The following is a 25,320-nucleotide window of genomic DNA, read 5'->3' on the forward strand; positions in this document are numbered from 1 at the left end:
GTGGTCGGTGACCACCGGCCCGGAGTGCCGTGCGCGCCCCGCAGGGGCTGTGACCTGGGGTTACAGCACCGGGAGGTTCTTGCGGAGTTCGAAGGCCGTGACCTCCGAGCGGTACTCCTCCCACTCCTGCTTCTTGTTGCGCAGGAAGAAGTCGAAGACGTGCTCGCCGAGGGTTTCGGCGACCAGTTCGCTGCGCTCCATCAGGGCGATGGCCTCGCCCAGGTTCTGCGGGAGGGGTTCGATGCCCATCGCGCGGCGTTCGGCGTCCGAGAGGGCCCAGACGTCGTCGTCGGCGCCCGCCGGGAGTTCGTAGCCCTCCTCGATGCCCTTGAGGCCCGCCGCCAGCAGGACCGCGTACGTCAGGTACGGGTTGGCGCCCGAGTCGATCGAGCGGACCTCGACGCGGGAGGAGCCCGTCTTGCCCGGCTTGTACATCGGGACGCGGATCAGGGCCGAGCGGTTGTTGTGGCCCCAGCAGATGTACGAGGGGGCCTCGCCGCCCGAGCCCGCGGTGCGCGAGGAGCCGCCCCAGATGCGCTTGTAGGAGTTGACCCACTGGTTGGTCACGGCCGCGGTCTCCGCCGCGTGCTTGAGCAGGCCCGCGATGAAGGAGCGGCCGACCTTCGAAAGCTGGTACTCGGCGCCCGACTCGTAGAAGGCGTTGCGGTCGCCCTCGAAGAGGGACAGGTGGGTGTGCATGCCCGAACCCGGATACTCCGAGAAGGGCTTCGGCATGAAGGTGGCCTGCACGCCCTGTTCGAGGGCGACCTGCTTCATGACGAGGCGGAAGGTCATGATGTTGTCGGCCGTGGAGAGCGCGTCGGCGTAGCGGAGGTCGATCTCCTGCTGGCCGGGGGCGCCCTCGTGGTGGCTGAACTCCACCGAGATGCCCATGGATTCGAGCATGGTGATCGCCTGGCGGCGGAAGTCCATGCCCACGTTCTGCGGGGTGTGGTCGAAGTAGCCGGAGTTGTCGGCCGGGACCGGACGGGTACCGTCCAGCGGCTTGTCCTTCAGCAGGAAGAACTCGATCTCCGGGTGGGTGTAGAAGGTGAAGCCCAGGTCGGAGGTCTTGGCCAGGATGCGCTTGAGGACGTAGCGGGGGTCCGCGAAGGACGGGGAGCCGTCCGGCATCAGGATGTCGCAGAACATCCGGGCGGTCCCGGGAGCCTCGGCGCGCCACGGCAGTATCTGGAACGTGCTCGGGTCCGGCTTGGCGATCATGTCGGACTCGTAGACCCGCGCGAAGCCCTCGATCGCGGAGCCGTCGAAGCCGATCCCCTCGTCGAAGGCCTGCTCCAGCTCCGCGGGGGCGACCGCGACGGACTTGAGGAAGCCCAGTACGTCGGTGAACCACAGGCGCACGAAGCGGATGTCGCGCTCCTCAAGCGTCCGGAGGACGAATTCCTGCTGCTTGTCCATGCCTTCATCCTCGCAGTTCAGACGGCCTGTGCACCACCACCGCGAGGGCTTGGGCACAGTCGGGCCGACCCAGTATCGCCAGCGGTGGTTTCCGCCACATTACGCACCCGCCAAAGGTCGCGGCACCCCCGCACTGACCTCGGGCCCGTCATGAGCATTACCATCTGCGCCCATGGGGGGCTGGGAGCACACGCAGGGCGGGCGCCGAGGGCGTCCCGCGGCGCGCCGCGCCGTCCTCCTGATGGCCTTCGGGGTGCTGGCCGGCGCACTGTTCCTCTGCGCCCGGCCGGGCGGGTCGCACGCCGCCGCCACGGCGGCCCCGGGGCACGACGCGCACGTCGTCTGCCTGGCCCCGTACGAGCTGCCCGGCTGCTCGGGCCTCTCGCACGTCACCCCGGGCGTGCTGCCCGTCCCGCCGCCCGCCGTGGACTTCGTCCGGACGGGGCCGGTGCCGGACGCGCGCCCTTCGCGCACCACGCGTCCCCGGCCCGCCGGGACCCTGGCGCGCGCTCCCGATCTCCATGCCCTCCAAGTGCTGCGGACCTGACGGGTCCGGCGCCGCACCGCGCACCACCGGATCACCTTCCACCCCCCTCAGCAGAAGGAACCACGGCACATGGCGAGCAGGACCGGCAAGAGCAACCGGAACGACCAGAACGACCCGCACTCCCGTCAGGCGCGGATAGCCGAGATGCGCCGGGCCGACAAGGCGCGCGACCGGCGCAACAAGGCCATCGCGATCACCACCTCGGCGCTCATCGTCGCCGCCCTCGTCGGTTTCGGCGCGTGGGTGATGATCGACCAGCAGGAGAAGAAGGACGCCGAGGCCGCGGCCCGCAAGGCCCCCGTCAACGGCGAGCAGAGCTGGGACGCCAAGACGCTGGGCCGCAACCACGTCGAGACGCCGGTGAAGTACGAGATGAACCCGCCGGTGGGCGGCGACCACCACCCGCGCTGGATGAACTGCAACGGCGACGTGTACGCCAACCCGCTGCCCGAGGTGAACGCCGTCCACTCGCTGGAGCACGGCGCGGTGTGGGTGACGTACAGCGAGAAGGCCGCCAAGGGCGACGTGGACAAGCTCGCCGAGACGGTCCGCAAGACCCCTTACACGCTGATGAGCCCGGTCAAGGAGCAGGCCGGGGCGATCATGCTCAGCGCCTGGGGCAAGCAGCTGACGGTGGAGGACGCGGCCGACCCGCGGGTGGCGCAGTTCTTCACCAAGTACGTGCAGGGCGCACAGACCCCCGAGCCCGGCGCGGCCTGCACGAACGGGCTGGCCGACAAGTGAGCCGTACGTACTGGGCGGCGGGCGCGGCGGTGCTGCTCGCGCTGCTGTTCGCCGCGGGGGCCACGGTCTCCGCGGCGAGCGGCGGCGACGCGGACGGCGCGCCGTCGCGGCCGCCCGGGCTGCACTCCCCCGACGCGGGCTTCGCCCGGGACATGGCCGTCCACCACCAGCAGGCGGTGGAGATGTCCTTCGTCGTACGGGACCTCACGCAGGACGAGCCCGTACGGACCCTCGCCTACGACATCGCCAACACCCAGGCCAACCAGCGCGGCATGCTGCTGGGCTGGCTGGACCTGTGGGGGCTGCCGAAGGTGGTGGCCGGGGAGCCGCCGATGTCCTGGATGGGGACGGGCGGCGAGCACTCCGGGCACGCTGCGCAGGACGCCGGTTCCGGTGCGCTGATGCCCGGCATGGCCACCAAGGAGGAGCTCGCGCGGCTCGGCGGCCTCGGGGGGCGGGACGCGGAGGTGCTCTACCTCCAGCTGATGACCGACCACCACAAGGGCGGCGTGACCATGGCCGAGGGCTGCGCACGGCAGTGCGGGACCCCGGCGGAGCGGGCCCTGGCCCAGGGCATGGTCGAGGCGCAGCAGTCGGAGCTCACCCTGATGGCGGACATGCTCCGCAAGCGCGGGGCCGCACCGCGCTAGGCGGCCGCACCGCGCCAGGCGGCCGCACCGCGCCAGGCGGCCGCACCGCGCCAGGCGGCCGCACCGCGCCGGGCGGCCGCACGGCGCCGGGTAGTCGCACGGCGCAAACCGGCCGCACCGCGCCAGGCGGTTTCGCACCGCCTCAGCCGGTCGCGGCCGTACGGATCGCCCGGGCCACCTGGTCCGGGCGGTCCAGCATGACCAGGTGCCCGGCGGGCTCGGCGACCTCGAACCGGGCGCCGAGCGCATCGGCGAGTGCGGCCTGCCGGGCGAGCCAGCGCAGGGCGCCCCGGCCGGCGCTCCCGTCGTGGCCGGCGAGGACGGTGGCGGGCGCGGCCAGCGGATGCGTACGGCGCAGCTCCAGCACCTCGGCGGCCACGTCCAGGTAGCGGGAGTTCTCCAGCAGGACCCCGCGCCAGACCCGGCCGGTGCGGTAGCAGCGGCGTACGAGGTCCCGCGCGGCCGGGTCGGCGCCGCCGGTCCGGGAGGCCCGTACGGCGGCGCGCCGGGCCGCGGGCCCCAGGGCTGCGGGGAGCCCGGCGGCGGTCGCCGCCAGGCCGAGGGCGCGGGCGGCGCCGGTGCGCACCGCGGCGGGCAGCAGCGGCTGCGGGGCCTCCTCCACGCTGGAGTCCAGCAGCACCAGGGCGGCGGTGCGCCGCGGGTACAGGCGGGCGAAGGCCTCGGCGTGGAACCCGGCGATGGAGTGCCCGGCCACGGTGACGGGCCCGTCCAGGCCCAGCGCGTCGAGCAGCCCGGCGATCCGGCGGGCCTCGCCCGCGGCGCCGGGCGGCGTACGGGCCGGGCCGCTGAGGCCGTGGCCGGGGCGGTCGAAGCGGACGACGGTGCGGCCCGCGGCAGCGAGCAGCGCGGCGGCCGGGTCCCAGTCGAACCAGGCCATGGCGAGTCCGGCGGACAGGACGCACACCGGCCCGTGGCCCTCGACGAGCACGTGCAGCGGGACCCCGTCGTCGCCGACCCCGTGGACGATCCTGGGTCTCACGTACGGCGCTCCTTGTGGACGGAATGGGCGAGCAGGCCGAGCCAGAGCGCCACGAGCAGCACCTGGAGCCGCTGACCCGCGCCGAGGGCCCAGGTCCCGCGTCCGGCCGTGAACAGGGCGATGGCGGTCAGGGTCCAGGCGGTGGCGAGCAGTTCCAGGGCGACGAGGGCGGGCCCGTAGCGGGCGAGCGGGGCGAACCAGCCGTAGCGGCGCGCGGCGACGGTGAGGCAGACCAGGCCGACGAGGGCACCGGTCATGGCGAGGCTGCTGCTGACGGCGTGGGCCTGGTGGGTGGCGGGGACCAGCCCGGCGGTCTCGCGGGCGGCGCATTCGGGGTCCACGGTGGGCGCGCAGCTGAGCGGCAGCCAGGCGTCGGCGGCGGTGGCCGCGCCGAAGAGGGTGACCCCGGCCCAGCCGAGGACCGCCCAGGGGCGGCGGGACTCCGGGTGCCTGACCAGCCGGAGCAGGGCCAGCAGGCCGCCGGTGAAGGCGAGCAGTCCGGCGGTGAAGTCGGTGGCCCGGAAGAGGCCGCCGAGCGGCTGGTTCTGGGCCGCGAGCTCGCTGACGTACGTCTCGATGGGGTTGAGGCCCGTGGAGAAGACGACTTCGAGCACCCACGCGGTGTACGCGGCGGCGCCCAGGCCGATGAGGAGGGCGACCGGCCAGGCGGTGCCCGAGGAGGTGCCTTTTCTGGACATATTGGACTGATCCTAAGCGCGCGCCCGGGGTCGGTCCTCTGCGCGGAACCCCACCCCGGTCAGGGCCCGCGGTCATGACGCGCGGGGCCCGGCGAGCCGCCCGCGGCCGGCGGCGGGCAGCTCCGCCCCGCACGCCCGGGCGCGTCCGACCGGGTCCCACGCCCCGGAAGACGTCTGCGCGACGCCCCGCGTTGCCTCGGCGGCCACCTCGGCCCCGTCCGGGCGGGGTGAGACGCACCACGCCGCGCGGGCCCGCGCAGTCCAACGACTCGGCAACGATGTGTCGCCCGCGGCGGCCGGTCCCCCGCCCCGGCATCGGGCACCCGGGCCGCCGGGGCCCCCGGGCCGGACCGGCGCTGCGGGCGCGCCCGGAGCGGCGCGCACCGCGCCAACCGCAGGTCACGGGCGGTGCAGTGGCGCCCGCTACGGTCCGGGGTGCTTGCGCCGGCGGGGTCCGCAGGCTGCGCCCCCGGCCGGGCCGGGGGCGCCGGGGAGCGCCGGAAATCCGGGTGGGGCCCGGGCGGCAGCGTGGCACTCTGTCGGTGATCACCACTGCCGCGACATAAGGATGCGCCCGCCGGTATGAGCACCCCGCCGAACCCGCCCAGCAACACGCCCGGCCCGCCGACCGAGCCGGCCGGTACGCCCATACCCGAGGCGCCCTCGACACCGGCGCCCGCGCAGCCCACCTCGCTGGAGAAGAAGACCCCGGCCCCCGCCCCGGCCCCGTCGGACGCCGAGACCCCGCAGGCCCCCGCCGACTCCCCGCAGGCCTCGGCAGGGGCCCCGTCCCCGGCAGCCCCGCAGGCCCCGGGCGCCCCGGAAGCCCCGGCTCCCGCGTCCTTCGGGCCGCCCGCGCCCGCCGGCCCCGCCGCTCCCGCCGCCCCGGCCCCCTCGCCCTTCGCACCGCCCGCCGGGGCCTCCGCCCCGCAGGCCCCGCCCTACGGCGCCGCACCCGGCGGCCCCGGCATGCCCGGCGGCCCGGGCGTGCCCGGCGGCCCCGGCAACCCCTGGGGCCACCCGGGTACGGGCTTCAACGGCATCCCGTACCCCGGTTACGCGCAGACGGCCCCCGCCACCAACGGGCTGGCCATCGCCGCCCTGGTCCTCGGCATCCTCGGCGTGCTCGCCGGCGTCACGCCCTTCCTCTTCTGGTCCGGCGCCATCCTCGGCCTGACCGGCCTCGGCCTGGGCATCGGCGGCCTCGTCAAGGCCCGCAACGGCGCCCCGCGCAAGGGCATGGCCATCGTGGGCGTGGTCCTCGGCGTCCTCAGCCTCGGCGCGACCGTGGCCGGCTTCTTCATCACCGCCGCCTTCGTGAAGGAGGTGGACAAGCAGATCGACAAGGAGATCTCGGAGCTGGACATCGACCCGTCCGGCTACCCGACCTACCCGACGCCGAAGCCGAAGTCCAGCCCGTCCGACATCCCCGGGAAGAACTCCGCGCTGCCCTGGGGCGGCACCTTCACCTACGCGGACGGCGTCGAGCTGACCGTGCAGGAGGCGACCCCGTACACGGTGGGCAAGAACGCCTACCCCAAGGAGCGCACCGGCCGCGGGGTGAAGGTGACCGTGAAGATCACCAACAAGTCGGACGCGCCGATCGACGTGACCACCGCGCTGCCGCACGCCCGTGACGACAAGGGCACCGAAGCCGAGATGGTCTTCGACGGCTCCCTGCCGAAGCTCTTCAAGGGCTCGGTCATGCCGGGCGAGTCCGCCACCGGCTCGTTCCTCTTCGACGTCGCCAACGACTCCAAGAGCCTGCACTTCGAGATCTCGCCCGGCCTGCCGAGCGACTACGACGACGCGATCTGGAGCGGCCCGATCGGCTGACCGGCAGCTCCTGGCAGCTCCCCGCGGGAGCTGCCGACGCGGCCCGTGAGGCGCCCCCGAGCGGGGCGCCTCACGCGTTCCCGGAGCCATTTCCAGGACATCGCGTCAGAAAGACGATTAGACTGATCCGCGTGCCTCAACTTCGTCTCGCTCTGAATCAGATCGACTCGCACGTCGGCAACATCGCCGCCAACGCGGACTCGGTCGTCCACTGGACCCGGCACTCCGCCGAGCAGGGCGCCCACCTGGTGGCGTTCCCGGAGATGATGCTGACCGGGTACCCCGTCGAGGACCTCGCCCTGCGCGGGTCCTTCGTGGAGGCCTCCCGCGCCGCGCTGCGCGACCTCGCGGAGCGGCTGGCCGCCGAGGGCCTCGGCGAACTCCCCGTCGTCGTCGGCTACCTCGACCGCACCGAGAAGGCCGCCCCCCGCCTCGGCCGCCCGGCCGGCTCCCCGGAGAACGCGGCGGCCGTGCTGCACCGCGGGCAGGTCGTCCTGCGCTTCGCCAAGCACCACCTCCCCAACTACGGCGTGTTCGACGAGTTCCGGTACTTCGTGCCGGGCAACACGCAGCCGGTGATCCGGGTGCGCGGCGTCGACGTGGCCCTGGCCATCTGCGAGGACCTCTGGCAGGACGGCGGGCGCGTCCCGGCCACCCGTTCCGCCGGGGCCGGACTGCTGATCTCCGTCAACGCGTCCCCGTACGAGCGCGACAAGGACGACCAGCGCCTCGAACTGGTCCGCAAGCGGGCCCAGGAGGCCGGCTGCACCCTCGCCTACCTGGCCATGATCGGCGGCCAGGACGAGCTGGTCTTCGACGGGGACTCCATCGTCGTCGACCGCGACGGCGAGGTCATCGCCCGCGCCCCCCAGTTCTCCGAGGGCTGCGTGCTGGTCGACCTCGACCTGCCCGCCGCGTCCGCCGAGGCCCCCGAGGGCCTGGTGGACGACGGGCTGCGCATCGACCGCGTGATCCTCTCCGAGGAGCCCGTGGAGCCCTACGAGCCCGTGGTCACCGGCGGCTACGCGGACCGCCTCGACGACGACGAGGAGGTCTACGACGCGCTGGTCGTGGGCCTGCGCGCGTACGTACTGAAGAACGGCTTCCGCTCGGTCCTCATCGGGCTCTCCGGCGGCATCGACTCGGCGCTGGTCGCCGCGATCGCCTGCGATGCGATCGGCGCGCAGAACGTCCACGGCATCTCGATGCCCTCGAAGTACTCCTCGGACCACTCCAAGGGCGACGCGGCCGAGCTGGCCGCCCGGACCGGCCTGAACTTCCGGACCGTCTCCATCGCGCCGATGTTCGACGCGTACATGGGCGCGCTGGGACTCACCGGCCTCGCCGAGGAGAACCTCCAGTCGCGGCTGCGCGGCACCCTGCTGATGGCCCTGTCCAACCAGGAGGGCCACATCGTGCTGGCCCCGGGCAACAAGTCGGAACTGGCCGTCGGCTACTCCACGCTCTACGGGGACTCGGTGGGCGCTTACGGCCCGATCAAGGACGTCTACAAGACGGACGTGTTCCGGCTCGCGCGGTACCGCAACCGGGCCGCGGCCGAACGCGGGGAGACCCCGCCGATCCCCGAGAACTCGATCGTGAAGCCGCCCAGCGCCGAGCTGCGCCCGGGCCAGGTGGACACCGACTCGCTGCCGGACTACCCGGTGCTCGACGCCGTCCTGGCGCTGTACGTGGACCGCGACCAGGGCCTGGAGGCGATCGTCGCGGCCGGTTTCGACCGGGAGCTGGTCGCGCGGACCCTGCGGATGGTGGACACGGCGGAGTACAAGCGGCGCCAGTACCCGCCGGGCACGAAGATCTCCGCGAAGGGCTTCGGGAAGGACCGCAGGCTGCCGATCACGAACGGCTGGCGCGAGGGCACCTGACGCCCGTCGGGCCCCGGGCGGCGGCTCGCCGCCCGGGGCCCGACGCCCGGTCCCGACGCCCGGCTACAGCAGGGCGGTGAGCCGGGCCGCGACCGGCAGGTGGTCGCTGCCCGTGCGCGGCAGGCTCCAGGAGGCCTCCGGCTTGATCCCGCGGACCAGGATGTGGTCGATCCGGGCCATCGGGAACTGGGCCGGCCAGCTGAAGCCGAAGCCGTCGCCCGCCGCGCCCTGCGTGGAGCGCATCTGCGAGGTGACCTCGGACAGGGCGCGGTCGTTCATGGTGCCGTTGAGGTCGCCGAGCAGGATGACCTTCTTGAGGGGCTCGTCGGCGAGGGCCGCGCCGAGGGCGTCGGCGCTGTTGTCGCGCTGGTTCGCGGTGAAGCCCGCGTTCAGCTTGACCCGGACGGAGGGCAGGTGGGCGACGTAGACGCCGATGTCGCCGAAGGGGGTCGCCACGGTGGTGCGCATGGCCCGGGTCCAGCCCATCTTGATGTCCACGGGCTTGCTTGAGGTCAGCGGGTACTTGCTCCACACGCCGACGGTGCCCTCGACCGCGTGGAACTTGTACGTGCCCGCGAGCGCCTCCTCGTACGCGGGGACGGCACCCGCCTTGAGCTCGGTGAGGGCCAGTACGTCGGCGCCCGATTTCGCGACCGACTCGGCGGTGCCCTTCGGGTCGGGGTTGTCGGCGTCGACGTTGTGGGTGGCGACCATGAGGTTGCCGCCCGGTCCGGACTTGTCGGTGACCAGTCCGCCGAACAGGTTGACCCAGACCACGGCCGGCAGCAGCACCGCGATCAGTGCGGTCGCGGAGCGGCGGAAGACGGCGGCGGCCAGCAGTACCGGAACGGCGAGCCCCAGCCAGGGCAGGAAGGTCTCGGTGAGGCTGCCGAGGTTGCCGACGTCGTTGGGGAGCTTGGCGCGGAAGACCATGACCAGGGCGAGCAGCACGGAGCACGCCGCCAGCACGATCCCGCGCCGCCAGATCCCCCGGCCACTGCGCCGGGCGGCCATCCGGCGCCGGAGGCGGGATCCGGAGGGCTCGGGCTCCGAGCCGCCGTTCCCCGTCTCCGTCATGTACGCCTGTGCCATGCCACTGCCCTCGCTGCCGTGCTCGCGCTCGCGCTCCGTCCCCGCCCCTTGACCCTAGGCGATGGACGGCGCCTTCCGTGCCCTCCGTCACGACCGCCTGTCGCGGTCGTACGTCCGGGAGGACGAACGACCGTGCGCCACGGGTTCCGCTTGTCACGAAACGCGCACATTGGAGTAGCCGGGGCCGTCCCACTTCCGTCCCGGGCCGCCCGGATGCCACCATGGGAGGTGAGTCCGGGGACGCCGTGAGGGCGCCTCGAGATGACACAAGGAGCAGTTGCAATGACGCATGCCGTTTCGCCTGCCCGCGAACCCGCCCAGGCGGCCTCCCCCACCCTGTACGGAGGCACGGGCACCCGGCGCATCACCGTCCGCGACCTCACCCTCGCCAAGGAGCGCGGCGAGAAGTGGCCCATGCTCACCGCTTACGACGCGATGACCGCGTCCGTCTTCGACGAGGCCGGCATCCCGGTCATGCTCGTCGGTGACTCGATGGGCAACTGTCACCTCGGCTACGAGACCACCGTCCCCGTGACGATGGACGAGATGACCCTGCTGTCGGCGGCCGTCGTCCGGGGCACCAGCCGGGCCCTGATCATCGGCGACCTGCCGTTCGGCTCGTACCAGGAAGGCGCCGTGCAGGCGCTGCGCAGCGCGACCCGCCTCGTCAAGGAGGCCGGCGTAGGAGCGGTGAAGCTGGAAGGCGGCGAGCGGTCGCTGGCCCAGACCGAGCTGATCGTGCAGTCCGGCATCCCGGTCATGTCCCACCTGGGCCTGACCCCCCAGTCCGTCAACGCCATGGGCTACCGGGTGCAGGGCCGCGGCGACGAGGCCGCCCACCAGCTGCTGCGCGATGCGAAGGCGGCGCAGGACGCGGGTGCGTTCGCGGTGGTCCTGGAGCTCGTCCCGGCCGAGCTGGCCGCCGAGGTCACCCGGTCCCTGCACATCCCGACGGTCGGCATCGGCGCGGGCTCGGAGTGCGACGCGCAGGTACTGGTGTGGACGGACATGATGGGCCTGACCGGCGGGAAGATGCCGAAGTTCGTGAAGCAGTACGCGAACCTGCGCCGGACCATGGGCGACGCGGCGAAGGCCTTCGCCGAGGACGTGGTCGGCGGAACGTTCCCGCAGGCGGAGCACGCCTTCCACTGACGAGCTGAGCCGCGCGGACGCGTGGCGGCCCCGGCGGCCCGCCACGCGTCCGCCCGACGGCCGACGGCCGGACGCCGACAGGCCGACTGCCGGCTGTCGGCTGCCCGTCGGCCGGCTGTCGGTCGGCTGTCGGTGCGCTGTCAGTGGCGCATGGTCCCATGGTGGGCATGACGCGAAACGACAAGAACCCCCACGCCGTAGAGGTACGGGGGCTCGTCAAGCACTACGGCGAGACCAAGGCCCTCGACGGGGTCGACCTCGATGTCCGCGAGGGCACCGTCCTCGGGGTCCTCGGGCCCAACGGCGCGGGCAAGACCACCCTGGTGCGCTGCCTGTCCACCCTGATCGTCCCGGACGCGGGCACCGCCCGGGTCGCGGGCTACGACGTGGTCCGCCAGCCGCGGCAGCTGCGTCGGACCATAGGCCTCACCGGGCAGTACGCCTCGGTCGACGAGAAGCTCTCCGGCTGGGAGAACCTCTACATGATCGGCCGGCTGCTCGACCTCTCCCGCAAGGACGCCCGCCGCCGCGCGGACGAGATGCTGGAGCGGTTCTCCTTGACGGAGGCGTCTAAGAAGGCCGTCATGAACTACTCCGGCGGCATGCGCCGCAGGCTCGACCTCGCGGCCTCCCTGATCGGCAACCCGGCCGTCCTGTACCTGGACGAGCCGACCACCGGTCTGGACCCCCGCACCCGCAACGAGGTCTGGGACGAGGTCCAGCGGCTGGTCGCCGAGGGGGCGACCGTGCTGCTCACCACCCAGTACATGGAGGAGGCCGAGCAGCTCGCCAGCGAGCTGACGGTCATCGACCGCGGCAAGGTCATCGCCAACGGCAAGGTCGACGAGCTGAAGGCCCGCGTCGGCGGCCGCACCCTGAAGATCCGCCCGGTGTCCGCGTCGGACCTGCCGGGCATGGCCCGCTCGCTCGCGGAGGCCGGACTGGACGGCGTCGCCGGTTCCCAGGCCGTGCCGGACGAGGGCGTGCTGCTGGTCCCGATCCTGAGCGACGAGCAGCTGACCGCCGTGGTCGGCCTGCTGGCCGCCCGCGGGTACGCGATCGCCGACCTCGGCACCTACCTGCCCAGCCTCGATGAGGTGTTCCTGTCCATCACCGGACAGAAGCCCGCCTCCGTCGAGGACTCCGTCCCCACCGAGAAGACCGAGGAGGTCGCGGCATGAGCACCGTAACCACGACGAAGCCCGCCGACACCGCGGCTTCCCCGGACGCCCGCCCCGTACCGGCCGGCGAGGGCCGGATCGGCCTGCGCGCCAACCTGCGGCACATCGGCGCCCTGGTGCGCCGCAACGCCCTGCAGATCAAGCAGGACCCCGAGTCGATGTTCGACGTCCTGTTCATGCCGATCATCTTCACGCTGCTGTTCGTGTTCGTCTTCGGCGGCGCCGTCTCCGGCAAGGGCAACCAGGGTGAGTACGTCAGCTACCTGGTCCCGGGCCTGATGGCCATGATGGGGATGAACATCGCCATGGCGGTCGGCACCGGGGTCAACGACGACTTCAAGAAGGGCGTGATGGACCGCTTCCGGTCCATGCCGATCGCCCGGTCGTCCGTCCTCCTCGCGAAGATCGTCGTCGAGATCGGCCGGATGCTGATCGCCATCACGATCCTGCTCTGCGTCGGTTTCATCCTCGGCCTGTCGATCGACGGCTCGATCCCGGACCTGTTCTTCGCCATCGGCCTTTCGGTCGTCTTCGGCGCCTCGCTGATGTGGATCTTCATCCTGCTGGGTCTCACCATGAAGACCGCGCAGGCCGTCCAGGGCATGGCGATGCTGGTCCTGATGCCCCTGCAGTTCGGCAGCTCGATCTTCGCGAAGCCGGCGACGATGCCGGGCTGGCTGCAGAGCTTCACCGACTACAACCCGCTGTCCAACCTGGCCGATGCGGCTCGTGCCCTGATCAACGGGACCCCGGTCGGCGACTCGGTGTGGATGACCCTGGCCTGGTCGGTCGCCATCACTGCGGTCACCATGCCGCTCGCCGTCCGCAAGTTCCGCCAGAAGACCTGAACAATAAATCATTTGACAAAAGGCGGCGACCCCCACTGGGGGTCGCCGCCTTTTGTTAACCCTTTAACCAGAAGGAATATGGAAGCAGTTCTTCCATATCACCGGGCCGCCAAACCCTGAGGAAGAATTGAGGTTTCTCGATTGCCTTCGCGATCATGTTGTGGAAATAATTGCAGCAGCCAATCTGAACTGACCTAAGGAAAGGCCCCTCAATGTCCACGCTCAATGTGCACTCCCGTTTCGCCCGCCGGACTGCCGCCACCACCGCCGCCGTCGCGGCACTGGCCGGCCTCACGCTCGCCGCCGCGCCGGCCTCTGTGGCGGCACCGTCCGCCGCGGCTGCGTGCACCCTCAGCATCGAGGAACCGCACCTGGACGGCGGCCGGATCCTGTCCCAGGCCCGCATGAACAACTGCAACGGGCAGTACAACCGCGCCACCGTCACGCTCTACCGGGGGAACATCGGCTGGGGCGGCTCGATCTACTGGAGCGTGATGGACCAGCGCAACACCGACCTGGACCAGTTCACGACCTCCCTGTACGTGCAGAAGGGCTGTGACGCCGGCATCTGGCGTGCGGAGGTTCGCGCCACCGGCAAGTCGAGCAAGACCATCAGCTCCGGAATGAAGACCACCGGCGGCTGCTGACGAAATGACCCGCCCTCCCCGTCCGGGGATGGTAAGAGAAATATCCCGGACGGGGAGGCCGACGTGAAAGTCCCACCGCTACTGGACGGCGTGGCGGCCACCTTGAATGAATTAAACCTGGGATCTCTGGACCCCGAATCCGTCGTGGAATTGCCAGGACGGAATGACAATGTCAGCGGGGTCACCGATACGGGGCGAGCCGTCTTCGTGAAGAGACTCACCGGCGAGGACTCGGAACGTCGGCTGCGTCAGCTGATCACCTTCGAGACGGCGTACCGGGAGCGGCTCCGGCAGGGGACGAGGACACCACGGTGTCTGGGCTGGAGCAGCGAGCACGGGACCGTGGTGTTCGAGTGGATCGAGGATGCCCGGTCCGGGGCGGACCTGGCCTCGGAGGGCGGGTTCGGTGAGGACCTGGCGTACGACCTGGGTCGGAGCGTCGGCTTCCTGCACACCGTGCCGCCGGAAGGGGAACTCTCCGGCACTTCCCTCACCCGCAAGCTCGCCGAGGCCGACCTCTTCGAAGCGCTGCCGCTGGAGTACTACGAGCAGGCCAGTGGCGGGACCCTCGAAGCGTGGCGGCTCCTGCATCACGACCCGTCGACGGCCGCTGCGGTGCACGACCTCCGCACGATGAGCGACCGGGCCCCCAGGGCCCTGATCCACGGCGACCTGCGACTGGACCAAGTCCTGTCCCGGCGCCGTGATGTGTACGTCTGCGACTGGGAGGAGATCGCGGTGGAGGATCCGGCCCTCGATGTCGGGGCCTTCGCCGGGGAATGGCTCTACCGATCCGTTCTGGATATCCCCTCGGCCCGTCCGGCGCAGGAGGACGGTGCGGCCGAGGTGCACCGGGGGATCGTGGCGCGTGGTACGGACGCCCTCTCCCGTACGCGGAACCGGAACGCCGCCTTCTGGCAGGGCTATCTCGCCTCGGCGGGTCCCGTTCATCCGCAACTCCCCGCCCGGGCGGCCGGCTACGCGGGCCTGCACCTGCTGGAGCGCGCCCTGGCCAAGGCCGAAGGGCGCGTCGCCCTCCACACGGTCGACCGCATGGCCATCGGCATCGGGACGGTCGCGCTCAAGGACCCCGGCCGGTTCGTCACCGCGCTGGGGCTGGGGTGAGTCCATGACCCACGAAACGCTAGACCCCCGGGTCGTCCGCGTATGGCAGAGCGTCGAGCTGTCCGCCGACCTGCGGGAGGCACTCGTAGGCCACAGGATTCTGACGGCGGACAGCGAGCGGGCCCTGCGCACGAAGGTCTGGCAGGCCGTGTACGAGACGTTCCACGTCGGTCTCGAACTCCCCGGGTCCGAAGCGGGCACCCGATGGTCCGGCGGTCCAGACCCCGCGCTCGTCGAGGAGTACTCCCAGCAGGTGCCCCACATGAGGAGCGAGGTCATCGGAACCGTCGTTGGGCGGACCCCGGCGTGGACCGTTGCCGAACTGAACGGAGTGCGGGTGAGGTTCCCCGCGGCGGCGGGGGAGCCCCGGGGCCGAGGGGAGACCGCCGTCTTCGACGTGGCCTCCCGCCGTCCGGCCGTGTCACCCGGGTTCTTCGCCGTAACGGGAAGCTCTGGTCCCGCACTGCGGGGGCCCGTCCTGCGCGTCTACGTCAACGCGGGGTCCCCGGAAACCGCAGTCGCCATCTGGGGCGTCTCCTTGCGTTATCTGGAAGACCGGCGGGCCGGATACCAGGCAAAGGCTGCATCCCATCCGAAGTCTCTGGCGCGCCGGGATTCCGTCGTCATCTACCTCGACGCCGACAGCCTGCCTCTCCTTTCGGGCCTCGTGGACGCGATATCCCGCCAGGGCCCCTCTCCATCCGTGCCGTTCTTCACCCGAGCACTTGCTCCCGGCATCGCTTTCGCCTGGGAGCCCAGAACCGTGGCATCAGCACCCGTGAGCTTCGGTCAACACCGGGCCACCGTCATCACTGATGCCATTTTCGAGTTCCGGACGAGTCCGGACGGCCGGTTCGAAAGAACCGCGCGCGAGCACCTGGAGAAGGCTTTCGTCGATCCGCAGAACATCCACCGGAACGTCGATTCTCCACAGCTCGAACTCTCGAACACACCATCCTGATCCCGTCACCCGGACGGGACCATCCCGAAAGAGGAACAGCCATGGACGCCGCAACCGAGCTCTTCGAGGGCTACGCCACCTATGTCTCCGCGGACGAGGCGGCCGACCTCACCATTCCGGACCACGAGCTCCAGGTGACGCCGACGGCGGTCATCACCACGCTCTCCCTCCACTGCTGACAGCTGAACCAGGGCGGGGGTGGCCCGATACGGAACCACCCCCGCCGCCCCCTCCGGAGGCCCCTCGATGTCCGAAACGAAGCAGCGGCTCCTCCTCTACGGAACCGGCGCCATCGGCGTTGCCCTGCTGCCGGCCTACGTCACCTGGCTGCGCGCCGTGGCACCGGAGCTGGAACTCCGGATCCTCCTCACGCACAGCGCCTCACGGTTCGTTTCCGACCGCGCCCTTCGCGTCATCGGTGACTGCGAGACCCGGATCGACCAGTGGGATGCCTTCGACGACCGCGGCGGCCCCCCGCACCTGGAGCTGGCCGCATGGCCCGACGTCGTCCTCGTCTACCCGGCGACGACCCACTTCGTCTCCAGGTTCTCCCTGGGGCTGGCCGACACCCCAGGCCTCCTGATGCTGCAGTGCACGCGGGCTCCCGTGGTCGTGGCCCCCTCCCTGCCGGCAGGCTGCGTGGACAACGATGTGGTGAACGGGCACCTGGCCGCACTGGCGACCCGACGGGGCGTCACCGTGCTGCCCACATCAAGCGGCCCGAGCGTGGCCACCGGAACGGCGACGCCCGGAGCACCGGCCGCCTTCCCCGAGGCCTGGAAGGAAGTCCAGCGGATATGGCCCCGGACACCGTGACGGACAGCCCGGACAAGCCGTCTCCGCCCTCTCCCTCGCGCTCTTTCGGCACGCCGAAACTGCGCACCCGGATCGATCCGTCCGACGGCGCGTTCCTGTGGCACCGCACACGCATGTACGCGTCCACCGGCGCTCCCCCCGACGGCGTACCCGGGATCTGGCTCCGTGCCCTGCGCCGTAGCGGCAACACCTTCACCTACAAGATCGCGGCGGCGGCCTCGGCAGCCGAGCTGATCGTCACCGGCGCGAGCCGGGAAACGCGGCCCCACGGGGCCCTGTGCGCTTCCCTCGCCGAGGCCGGCGCTGCGGTACGTGAACGCGCCGCGGCGCAACCGGTCGCCGGCTCGGCGCCACCGCCGCTCGGCTCGGTCCAGATCTCACGCTGGCTCGCGTCGGCCACGGGTCCGGGCGCGAGCAGGGATCTCCATGGTCGTCTCCTGGCCTCCATCGGTTCGAAGCGCATGGGGGAATTGCGCGCGTGGGCCGATTCCATCGCCCGCGCACACCCGGCCCACATCGCCCTGCACGGCGAGCTGTCCCTGGCCGCGGTATTTCCCCAGCGGGACGGCTCCACGGCGATTCTCTACGGCGAAAGCATCGCGCGCGGCCCCGTCGAATACGACGCCGGGTGGCTGCTCGGAGAGCTGGCGGAACTGTCCGACGTGAGCATGCGCAATGGCAACACGGCATATGCCGAGACCATCGGCTGCCACGCACGGTCCTTCCTGAAGCCCCTTCTCCCCGTACTGGACCGAGAGGTCCTGGGACGCTGCATCGTGCTGCGAAGGCTCATGCACGTCATCGACTACGCGAGTTTCTTCGGAACAGGCCCACTCGACTCCTACATCGAGGAAATGCCGGAACTCGTCGACAGTTCCGGAAATCACACCCTCGCGCGTATGGAAATCACACCACCGTCCCACCCAGGAAGTAGCGAAAAGCATGCCCGTCTCAGCTGATCTGTTCGGGGCCGTCGCCGGGATCCATGCCATGGGCCTCCCGCACACCACGGTCAGCCCGCCGTTCGAGGGCATCCTCGGAGCCTTCTACACCAAGCTCGTCAGCGCCTCCGACAGAGACGCGGACTGGTTCCTCGAGCATGCCGGGCCCTCGGACGGCGATGTCCTCGACCTGTGCTGCGGGGGCGGGCGAACGGCCGTCGCCTTCGCTCGCGCCGGCCGGCGCGTGACGGCGGTCGATCTCTCCACCCTCCAGTTGGCGGCTGCGGAAAGGCTCGCCGCGCAACGCGGCGTCTCCGGGTCGGTGACGTGGATTCAGGCCGACGTCACCGGGCTCGACCTCGGGCGCACCTTCAGCACGATCGTGATCGCCGGTCTCAGCATCACCCTGTTCGAGGGAGAGGCACGTAAAGCCTTCCTCGATGTCGTCCGCCGCCATCTGAGCCCTGGCGGGCGCATCGTCTTCGATCACACCCCGGTACCGACGGGCGAGGCCGCGGCGGAGCAGACCATCACGCTGCCGGTCACGCTGGGGGAGCGTGGCGGCTTCGTCCTCGTCTCCACGCGGCGGGTTCCCGAGGAGCGCGTCCAGTTCACCAACATGTACGCGGAGATCATCGACGGGAGCGGACGGACACAGCGGCACCTGACCGGCTTCCGGTTCAGGGTCGACACCGTCGATGACCTCGCGGCGCAGCTTGCCGGACACGGGCTGGCGGTAAAGCGCCGGCACCGGGATCCGCAGGCGCAGGACACCGGGGCTCCCACGCCGTTCGCCACGCGGGAACTCGTCGTGGCGGAGTCCGTGGACTGATGCCCCGCGCCGCGGCGCGGATCAGACGAGGGCGATGGCCTCTTGGAGGGTGAGGCCGCCGCCTTCGACGAACGCGCTCTCGTACGCGGTGTCGCCCAGCTCCGCCCGCGCCCTTTCCTCGGCGAAGGCGGCGTCCGCGCGTTCGGTGGAAACCTGGACGTGCCCGGGGGGCAGGTGGGCGCGATAGGCGCCCAGAAGTCTCGCCGCGTCGGCCGGCCGGCGAAGGCCACCGGGCCCGGCGAGAGCGACGGCGGCCGTCAGGAGGAACACGGCGGGCAGGTGCGGGGCGACCATCAGCGCCAGGGGGTCCTGGGAGGCGTCCATCGCCTCCCGAACGAGGGTGAGCGCATCCTCGTGGCGGCCCTCCTGATTGTCCAGCCAGCCCACGATGCCGAGCAGGAACACATCGAAGACCGCGTACGCCCCGAGAGAGAACTCCTCGCGCAGCGCCTTGATCTGGGCGCGGGCCTCGGCGAAGCGGCCGCTGCGGCCGAGGATGCCCGCGAGGAACATGCGGCAGGCCGGCATGGCCTCGTTGCCGTACCGCTCCGCGGAGGCGAGGACCTCGGTGAGGATCGCCTCCGCCTGCGCCGCCTGGCCGTTCTCGACAAGGGCGCCGGCCATGCGTACCCGCATCACCGTCACTTGGGCCTTGGCGCCCAGGCGTTCGGCGTACTCGATCGCCTCGCCGTAGTCCTGGGCGGCGAGGGCGTACTCTCCGCGCTTCTCCCGGGACTCGGCGCGCGCCGAGAGGGCCTCGGCGCAGCCCCACGCGTCGCCGAGCTCGCGGAAGAGGGCCAGGCTCTCGTCGGCGTCGCGGGCCGCGTCGCCCGCCCAGTCGGCGCGGTTGGCCAGGACGTTGGCGCGGAGCTGGAGCGCGGAGGCCAGCTCCCAGCGGTAGCCCAGCCCGCGGGCGGTGTCGACGGTGTCGTCGATGACCCGTTTGAGCAGCCCGGGGTCGCCCGCGATCATGACGGCGTAGATCCACAGGGAACCGGGGGTCCGGCAGGTCTGCGGGAGTCCGGGCCGGTAGACGGCGAGCACGCCCTCGACCTGGGCGCGGGCTTCGGGGCTGTTCCAGGTCTCGCTGGTCTGGTCCCGGGAGGCCAGCTGCACCAGGTGGACGGCGCGCCAGGCCTCGGTGAGCACTTCGCCGGAGTAGGGCGGGGGCGAGTCGACGAGCCGCTCGTACACGGGCTCCGCGGGGACCAGGGGCGGGGCGAAGGGGTTGGGGCCCAGCGCCGCGGCGGCCACGGACCAGTGCCGGGACTCGGCGCGCAGGTCGTGCATGTGCCAGTACCAGCCCAGGGAGTGGACCAGGCACAGCACCTCGTCGACGTCGCGGGCGGCCACGGCGCGGCGCAGGGCGGTGCGCAGGTTCTCGTACTCGGTGGCGAGACGGTCGGCGGCCGCCCGCTGGCCGTGGCCGCGCAGCAGGGGTTCGGTGGTGCGGGCGAGTTCGCGGTAGTGGACGAGGTGGCGGCGCTCGGTGGCGACGCGGTCCCCTTCGGTCTCGGCGAGGCGCTCGCCGGCGTACTCGCCGACCGTCTCCAGCAGCCGGTAGCGCATGCCGGAGCCGTCGGGGCCGGGGGCGGCGACCACGAGGGACTTGTCGACGAGGGAGCCGAGGACGTCGGCGACGTCGGGGAGGTCCGGGAGTCCGGGCAGGCCGGGCAGGGCGTGGGGCGCGTGCGCGCAGACGGCCTCGGCGGCGGCGAGGTCGCAGCCGCCGGCGAAGACGGAGAGGCGGCGCAGGACGGTGCGTTCGGCCTCGTCGAGCAGGTCCCAGGACCAGTCGACGACGGCCCGCAGGGTCTGCTGCCGGGGCAGGACCGTACGGGCCCCGCTGGTCAGGAGCCGGAAGCGGTCGTCGAGCCGGTCGGCGATCTGGCGCGGGGTGAGCAGCCGCAGCCGGGCCGCGGCCAGCTCGATGGCCAGCGGCAGCCCGTCCAGGCGGCGGCAGATCTCGGCCGCGGCGGCCGGGTCGTCCGCCGTGCTGAAGCCGGGCCGGGCGGCGGCCCCGCGGTCCCCGAGGAGGCGCAGCGCGACCGGGTCGGGCAGCGGCTCCACCGGGCGCAGGGACTCCCCCGGCACGCCGAGGGGTTCGCGGCTGGTGGCCAGGACCTGTACGCCGGGGCAGTGCGTGAGGAGGCGTTCGGCGAGCTCGGCGGCGGCGCCGATGACGTGCTCGCAGTTGTCCAGGAGCAGCAGCAGGTGCCGTCGCGCACAGTGCTCGGTGAGCCGGTCGAGAGGGTCGGAGCCGCCGCGGTCGGTCAGGGCGCGCAGTTCCTCGGCGGAGCCTGCGCGCAGCTTGGTCTCGCGCGCGCCGAGGGCGGCGAGCGCGGCCTCGGCCACGTCCTCGGGGTCGTCGACGGGGGCCAGTTCCACCATCCACACCCCGTCGGGCCAGGCGGTGCCGGCGTGTGCCTCGGCGGCCTCCTGCGACAGCCGGGTCTTGCCCGCGCCGCCGGGCCCGAGCAGCGTGACGAGCCGGGCCCGCGCCAGGTCGTCGCCGATGACCCGGATGTCCTCCTCCCGGCCGACGAAGGTGGTCAGCCGGGCCCGCAGATTCCCCGGCCCGGCCACGGCGGAGGCAGGAGCGGCAGCAGAGGCGGCGGCATCGTGGCCGGGGCCGGAGCCGAGGCCGTATCCGGGGCCGGGGCCGTGGCCCTGTCCGGAGTCGAGGCCATGGCCGGAGCCGAGGCCGGAGTCGAGGCCATGGCCGGAGCCGTGGCCGGAGCCGTGGCCGGGCCCGAGGCCGTATCCGGGGCCGGGCCCGTGGCCGGTGCCGGAGCCGTGGCCGGAGCCGAGGCCGGGCCCGTGGCCGGAGCCGAGGCCGTATCCGGGGCCGGAGCCGAGGCCGTATCCGGGGCCGGGCCCGTGGCCGGGGCCGTTGCCGCCGCGGTCCGGTCCCGGGCTCGGGCTCGGGGACAGCAGTTCGGCGTGCAGGGCCCGCAGGGCCGGTCCGGGGTCCGTGCCCAGGCGGTCGGCCAGCTCGCGGCGGACGGCCTCGTAGGCGGCCAGCGCCTCCGCCGGGCGGCCCGCGTCGCGCAGCGCCCTGATGCGCAGGGCCTGCAGGGCCTCGTCCAGCGGCTGCCGCGCGCACAACGCGGTCAGCTCCGGCAGGACGCGCTCGGCCCGGCCCAGGGCCAGGGCCGCGCCGAGCAGGCCCCGGTGCGCCTCGTCCCGTACGGCCTCCCAGCGCGCGGACTCCGCGGCCGGGTCGGGGAGGTCCGCCAACGCGGGCCCGCGCCACAGCGCGAGCGCATCCTCGTAGAGGGTGCCCGCCTTGGCGGGGTCCCCTTGGTCCAGCGCGGCGTGCCCAGCCAGGGCCAGGCGCTCGAAGCGGTACACGTCGACGTCCTCGCGCTCGGCGGCCAGCAGGTAGCCGCCCTCCGCGGAACGTACGGCCGCGTGCCCGAGGGCCCGCCGCAGCCGGGCGACCAGCGCGTGCAGGGCGGCCACCGCCTCGGCCGGCGGGTCACCGTCCCACACCTCGGCGACGAGCAGGTGCGCGGGGACCGCCCGGCCCGGCCGCAGCGCGAGCGCCGTCAGGAGCGCACGCAGGCGCGCTCCGCCGACGGCGACGGTGCTCCCGTCGTCGCGGATGGCCTGGGTGGTACCGAGGATCGCGTAACGCACCGGCCCATTGTCACCGGACCCGGTCTTCGACCCGACCTCATTTCCGGCGGACTCCCGGGATAGGTTTCGCCGCATGGGTCATCAGGGCGGCCGCAGCGAGCGGCGCATCAGTTCCGTGTTCCTCGGCATCGTCGCCGTCATGGCGGTGACCGGATGGGCCGTGTGGACCGGGTACGCGACGAGCACGGGGCTCGCCGTGTTCCTCTTCGTCACCTCGGCCTGGGTCGTCTCCCTCTGCCTGCACGAGTACGCGCACGCCCGCACCGCCCTGCACGGCGGCGACCTGACGGTGGGCGCCAAGGGCTACCTGACGCTGAATCCGCTCAAGTACACGCACGCCCTGCTCAGCATCGTCCTGCCGGTGGTCTTCGTGATCCTCGGCGGGCTGGGCCTGCCCGGCGGCGCCGTGTACATCGAGCGCGACCGGATCCGGGGCCGCTGGAAGCACAGCCTGATCTCGGCGGCGGGCCCGCTGACCAACGTGGCCTTCGCCGTCGTCTGCACGGCGCCGTTCTGGCTGGACGCCCTGGACGGGGTGCCCATGCCGTTCCGCCTCGCGCTCGCCTTCCTGGCGCTGCTCCAGGTCTCGGCTGCGATCTTGAACTTCCTCCCGGTGCCGGGCCTGGACGGCTACGGGGTGATCGAGCCCTGGCTGCCGTACGGGGTGCGCCGGCAGGTGGAGCCGCTGGCGCCGTTCGGGCTGCTCGCCGTCTTCGCGCTGCTGTGGATCCCCGGCATCAACGCGTTCTTCTTCGACGCGGTGTACGGCCTGCTGAACTCCCTGGGCGTGCCCGAGACGGAGGCGTACTGCGGCCGCGAGCTGTACAGCTTCTGGCGCGGCGATCCCGCGTTCTTCTGCGCCGTCGCCGAGGACTAGGACGCCTGCCGCGCGGCCGCGGCGGCCTTGTCGGCCTTGGCCTTGCGCAGGTAGTACCAGGCCATGTTGGACGTGAGGCCGGCCAGCAGGACCCAGACGATACCGAGGAAGCTGCCCTCCACGAAGGCGACCACGGCGGCGGCCAGGGCGAGGACGCAGCAGACGATGGCGAAGACGGCAAGGCGGGGCATGGGGAGAGCTCCTCGGGAACACTGAACGGCGTCGATCCCCTCCAGTGTCCCCCATGCCCCGCAGTGCTCCCGTAAGGAAACGGACCACGGGCCGGATCCCACTTTTTCGCCTTTGCCTGATCTTTCGGCCGGTACGGCGCTACGGTTCCCGCGGGAACGAGGCCGGGCAACTGGGGGGAAGATGCGGGACATCTCAAAGGGCGCGAACGTCAGCCTCACCGCCTTGAGCGAGGACGTCGGTGCTGTGGTCGTCAGTCTGGGCTGGAGCAGCGCCTCCGGAGCCGGCGACGCCGACGTCTCCGTATTGCTCCTGGACCAGGACGGCAAGGTCCGCGGCGAGAACGACTTCTACTTCTACAACAACCCGGCCGCGGCCGACGGCAGCGTGCAGCTGCTGGGCAAGACGCCGACCGGCAGCGGTGACGAGGACCGCATCAGCCTGGACCTGTCGGCGGTGCCCCAGGACGTCGCCAGGATCGTGGTCGCGGCCAGCCAGTACGGCGGCGCCCGGTTCGGGGACCTGGACGACTTGCGGATGACCGTCGCCGACCGGTCCGGCGAACCACTCGTCGGGTACTCCATCGACGACGCGGGTGTGGAGACGGCGTTCATCTTCGGTGAGCTGTACCGCCGGGGTGACGAGTGGAAGTTCCGCGCTGTCGGGCAGGGCTACGAGACCGGGCTGGCCGGCCTCGCCACTGACTTCGGCATCGCCGTTCTTGAGGAGGCCGACGAGTCCGTACCAGCCGCGGAGGCCGGGGCCGGTACGGATCCCGCAACCGCGCCCGGGCTGGGTACGGCGCAGGCTGCGGCCGCTCCCTTTGCCGCCGCGTCGGCCGCTGCGGCCCCGCTGCCCGCCGCAAGCGCCGCCGTCCCGGCCCAGACCCGCGGCCGGAGCCCCCGGACGACCAAGAAGAAAGTCACCCTGCCGAAGGTGGTCAAGAAGTCGCTCGCCGAGAACGACTCCTGGCACCCGGCGCGGCTGTTCCCCGTCCCCTCGCTCAAGAGCGACCGGGAGCGCGAGGTGCGCGCGACCTCGGTGCTGCTGTCGGTCATGGAGCAGGTGCCGGAGCTGGGGCGCCGCCTCACCGCGGCCTTCGGCGCCCCCGCCGGGCGGATGCAGACGTTCACCGAGGTGCCCCTCCCCCACGGTGACACCCCGAAGCGGCCGGACGGCGTGATCCGGGTGGAACGCGCGGGGAAGCTGTGGACCGCGCTCGTGGAGACCAAGACGAACGGCAACCCGCTCAAAGCCGAGCAGGTCCAGCAGTACGTGGACATCGCCGCGCGCCGCGGCTACGAGGCCGTGATCACGCTCTCCAACGACGTGGCGCTCGAGGGCGCCGCCATGGTGGACGTCAAGACCGACGGACGGCGCAAGCACAAGGTCAGCCTGTGGCACCTCTCGTGGGCCGAGGTGACGCACCAGGCCCAGATGCTGATCCGCCACGAGGGCGTGGGCAACGCAGCGCACGCATGGCTGCTCCAGGAGTTGCTGGAGTACCTCCAGCACGAGAATTCCGGGTGCCACGGATTCCAGAACATGGGTCCCGCCTGGGTACCCGTACGCAGGGGCATCGAGGACGAGACCCTCAGCACCGGCGACCCCCGCGCCGTGGACGTCGTGGAGAGCTGGGAGCGGCTCATCCGCCAGGTCTGCCTGCGCCTCGGCGGCGAGCTGGGGCAGAAGGCCCTGCCGGTGCAGCGTGCCCGGCGGGGCAGCGATCCGGGGGCCCGCCGCGCCACGGCGGCCGAGAAGCTGTGCGCGCAGGGCAAGCTCTCGGCGGAGCTGCGGGTCGACGGGGCCAGCGTCGTGATCGCCGTGACAGCCGACCTGCGGACGGGAAAGCTGCGTGCGTCCGTCGACGTCCCGGCCCCGGAAGGCGCCTCCCCCCTGGCCACGGCGAAGCGGCTGGTACGGATGCTCGGCGACGCCCCGGCCGATCTGCACGTGGAGAGCCTCGTGGAGGAACAGAACGGGCCGCGCGGCACCCTGGAGCGGCTGCGCCCCGAGCCGGGCGACCTGCTGCCCAGGGACGGCGCCCCGCTCACGGGATTCCGGCTGTCCCTCATCAAGGGGATGGGCAACACCCGCGGCAACACGGAATCCGGGTTCATCCGCAGCGTCGACGACGCCGTGGACCGCTTCTACCACTCGGTGGTGGTGCACCTGGGGATCGCCGGGGCGGCGCGGGCGGGACGGCGGGGCTGAACGGAAGCCCGTCCGGCGGT

General features: G+C 72.2%; 23 protein-coding genes. 17 read left to right on the top strand and 6 right to left on the bottom strand.

Going from position 1 to position 25,320, the window contains the following annotated elements; translation table 11 throughout:
- Window positions 1-60 precede the first annotated feature (60 nt).
- Window positions 61-1,422 carry a glutamine synthetase family protein gene (locus tag IO30_RS0131630; protein WP_031148703.1) on the bottom strand — a complete coding sequence of 454 codons (1,362 nt, stop codon included), beginning with the start codon at window positions 1,420-1,422 and terminating at the stop codon, window positions 61-63.
- A gap of 172 nt (window positions 1,423-1,594) precedes the next feature.
- Between IO30_RS0131630 and IO30_RS42325 the strand changes: the two genes are divergently transcribed.
- From IO30_RS42325 to IO30_RS0131645, 3 genes are all read left to right on the top strand, one after another.
- Window positions 1,595-1,969, top strand: a complete 375-nt coding sequence (locus IO30_RS42325) for a hypothetical protein (protein WP_051859748.1) — start codon at window positions 1,595-1,597, stop codon at window positions 1,967-1,969.
- Window positions 1,970-2,038: 69 nt separating this feature from the next.
- Entirely contained in the window at window positions 2,039-2,713 is a 675-nt protein-coding gene (locus tag IO30_RS0131640) for a thioredoxin-like domain-containing protein (protein WP_031148707.1), read from the top strand.
- Entirely contained in the window at window positions 2,710-3,363 is a 654-nt protein-coding gene (locus IO30_RS0131645; RefSeq protein WP_031148709.1) for a DUF305 domain-containing protein, read from the top strand. Before IO30_RS0131640 ends, IO30_RS0131645 begins: the two co-directional genes overlap by 4 nt.
- Window positions 3,364-3,505: 142 nt before the next feature.
- Here IO30_RS0131645 and IO30_RS0131650 read toward each other — a convergent pair whose 3' ends face one another.
- Entirely contained in the window at window positions 3,506-4,363 is an 858-nt protein-coding gene (locus tag IO30_RS0131650; RefSeq protein WP_237403471.1) for an alpha/beta fold hydrolase, read from the bottom strand.
- Entirely contained in the window at window positions 4,360-5,061 is a 702-nt protein-coding gene (locus IO30_RS0131655; protein ID WP_031148713.1) for a DUF998 domain-containing protein, read from the bottom strand. Before IO30_RS0131655 ends, IO30_RS0131650 begins: the two co-directional genes overlap by 4 nt.
- A gap of 582 nt (window positions 5,062-5,643) precedes the next feature.
- On the opposite strand from IO30_RS0131655, the gene IO30_RS0131660 reads away from it, so the two are divergent.
- The gene (locus tag IO30_RS0131660) at window positions 5,644-6,897 is read left to right on the top strand and encodes a DUF4190 domain-containing protein (protein ID WP_031148714.1); all 1,254 of its coding nucleotides are present in this window, start codon (window positions 5,644-5,646) and stop codon (window positions 6,895-6,897) included.
- Window positions 6,898-7,028: 131 nt separating this feature from the next.
- Window positions 7,029-8,783 (top strand): NAD+ synthase, encoded by a 1,755-nt coding sequence (locus IO30_RS0131665; RefSeq protein ID WP_031148716.1) that lies wholly within the window; start codon window positions 7,029-7,031, stop codon window positions 8,781-8,783.
- 63 nt (window positions 8,784-8,846) lie between these two features.
- Here IO30_RS0131665 and IO30_RS0131670 read toward each other — a convergent pair whose 3' ends face one another.
- Window positions 8,847-9,860, bottom strand: a complete 1,014-nt coding sequence (locus IO30_RS0131670; RefSeq protein WP_373316552.1) for an endonuclease/exonuclease/phosphatase family protein — start codon at window positions 9,858-9,860, stop codon at window positions 8,847-8,849.
- Between the two features lie 297 nt (window positions 9,861-10,157).
- Between IO30_RS0131670 and panB the strand changes: the two genes are divergently transcribed.
- The 10 genes from panB to IO30_RS42330 all read left to right on the top strand — a co-directional run bounded on the left by panB (window position 10,158) and on the right by IO30_RS42330 (window position 18,378).
- Window positions 10,158-11,027: a 3-methyl-2-oxobutanoate hydroxymethyltransferase gene (gene panB / locus IO30_RS0131675; RefSeq protein WP_031148720.1), complete on the top strand. Its 870-nt coding sequence runs from the start codon at window positions 10,158-10,160 to the stop codon at window positions 11,025-11,027.
- Window positions 11,028-11,185: 158 nt separating this feature from the next.
- Entirely contained in the window at window positions 11,186-12,208 is a 1,023-nt protein-coding gene (locus IO30_RS0131680) for an ATP-binding cassette domain-containing protein (RefSeq protein ID WP_031148722.1), read from the top strand.
- Window positions 12,205-13,056 (top strand): ABC transporter permease, encoded by an 852-nt coding sequence (locus tag IO30_RS0131685; protein WP_031148724.1) that lies wholly within the window; start codon window positions 12,205-12,207, stop codon window positions 13,054-13,056. The genes IO30_RS0131680 and IO30_RS0131685 overlap by 4 nt, the downstream gene beginning before the upstream one ends.
- 212 nt (window positions 13,057-13,268) lie before the next feature.
- The gene (locus IO30_RS0131690; RefSeq protein WP_031148726.1) at window positions 13,269-13,703 is read left to right on the top strand and encodes a hypothetical protein; all 435 of its coding nucleotides are present in this window, start codon (window positions 13,269-13,271) and stop codon (window positions 13,701-13,703) included.
- A 90-nt stretch (window positions 13,704-13,793) separates the two neighbouring features.
- Window positions 13,794-14,828: a class V lanthionine synthetase subunit LxmK gene (lxmK, locus tag IO30_RS0131695; protein WP_209439907.1), complete on the top strand. Its 1,035-nt coding sequence runs from the start codon at window positions 13,794-13,796 to the stop codon at window positions 14,826-14,828.
- A gap of 4 nt (window positions 14,829-14,832) precedes the next feature.
- A complete protein-coding gene (locus IO30_RS0131700) occupies window positions 14,833-15,789 on the top strand; it encodes a T3SS effector HopA1 family protein (protein ID WP_051902689.1) in 957 nt (318 codons plus the stop codon).
- Window positions 15,790-15,830: 41 nt separating this feature from the next.
- The gene (locus IO30_RS45690) at window positions 15,831-15,968 is read left to right on the top strand and encodes a hypothetical protein (RefSeq protein ID WP_157853409.1); all 138 of its coding nucleotides are present in this window, start codon (window positions 15,831-15,833) and stop codon (window positions 15,966-15,968) included.
- Between the two features lie 67 nt (window positions 15,969-16,035).
- Window positions 16,036-16,605 carry a flavoprotein gene (locus IO30_RS0131710; protein WP_051859751.1) on the top strand — a complete coding sequence of 190 codons (570 nt, stop codon included), beginning with the start codon at window positions 16,036-16,038 and terminating at the stop codon, window positions 16,603-16,605.
- Entirely contained in the window at window positions 16,587-17,564 is a 978-nt protein-coding gene (locus IO30_RS0131715) for a hypothetical protein (protein ID WP_031148735.1), read from the top strand. Before IO30_RS0131710 ends, IO30_RS0131715 begins: the two co-directional genes overlap by 19 nt.
- Before the next feature lie 31 nt (window positions 17,565-17,595).
- Complete coding sequence (locus tag IO30_RS42330) at window positions 17,596-18,378, top strand: SAM-dependent methyltransferase (protein ID WP_157853410.1); 783 nt, start codon at window positions 17,596-17,598, stop codon at window positions 18,376-18,378.
- Between the two features lie 21 nt (window positions 18,379-18,399).
- On the opposite strand, the gene IO30_RS0131725 is transcribed toward IO30_RS42330, so the two are convergent.
- On the bottom strand, window positions 18,400-22,020 hold the full coding sequence (locus IO30_RS0131725) for an AfsR/SARP family transcriptional regulator (RefSeq protein ID WP_031148739.1): 3,621 nt from the start codon (window positions 22,018-22,020) through the stop codon (window positions 18,400-18,402).
- Window positions 22,021-22,093: 73 nt separating this feature from the next.
- Between IO30_RS0131725 and IO30_RS0131730 the strand changes: the two genes are divergently transcribed.
- The gene (locus IO30_RS0131730; RefSeq protein WP_031148741.1) at window positions 22,094-22,897 is read left to right on the top strand and encodes a site-2 protease family protein; all 804 of its coding nucleotides are present in this window, start codon (window positions 22,094-22,096) and stop codon (window positions 22,895-22,897) included.
- Here IO30_RS0131730 and IO30_RS0131735 read toward each other — a convergent pair.
- Entirely contained in the window at window positions 22,894-23,088 is a 195-nt protein-coding gene (locus IO30_RS0131735; RefSeq protein WP_031148743.1) for a hypothetical protein, read from the bottom strand. The two genes, IO30_RS0131730 and IO30_RS0131735, sit on opposite strands and share 4 nt — an antisense overlap.
- A 181-nt stretch (window positions 23,089-23,269) precedes the next feature.
- Here IO30_RS0131735 and IO30_RS0131740 point away from each other — a divergent pair, with 181 nt between their 5' ends.
- On the top strand, window positions 23,270-25,300 hold the full coding sequence (locus IO30_RS0131740; RefSeq protein ID WP_031148745.1) for a TerD family protein: 2,031 nt from the start codon (window positions 23,270-23,272) through the stop codon (window positions 25,298-25,300).
- The last annotated feature ends 20 nt before the right edge of the window (window positions 25,301-25,320 follow it).

Origin of the sequence: Streptomyces xanthophaeus (genome assembly GCF_000725805.1) — a bacterium.
Taxonomy (GTDB): domain Bacteria; phylum Actinomycetota; class Actinomycetes; order Streptomycetales; family Streptomycetaceae; genus Streptomyces; species Streptomyces xanthophaeus.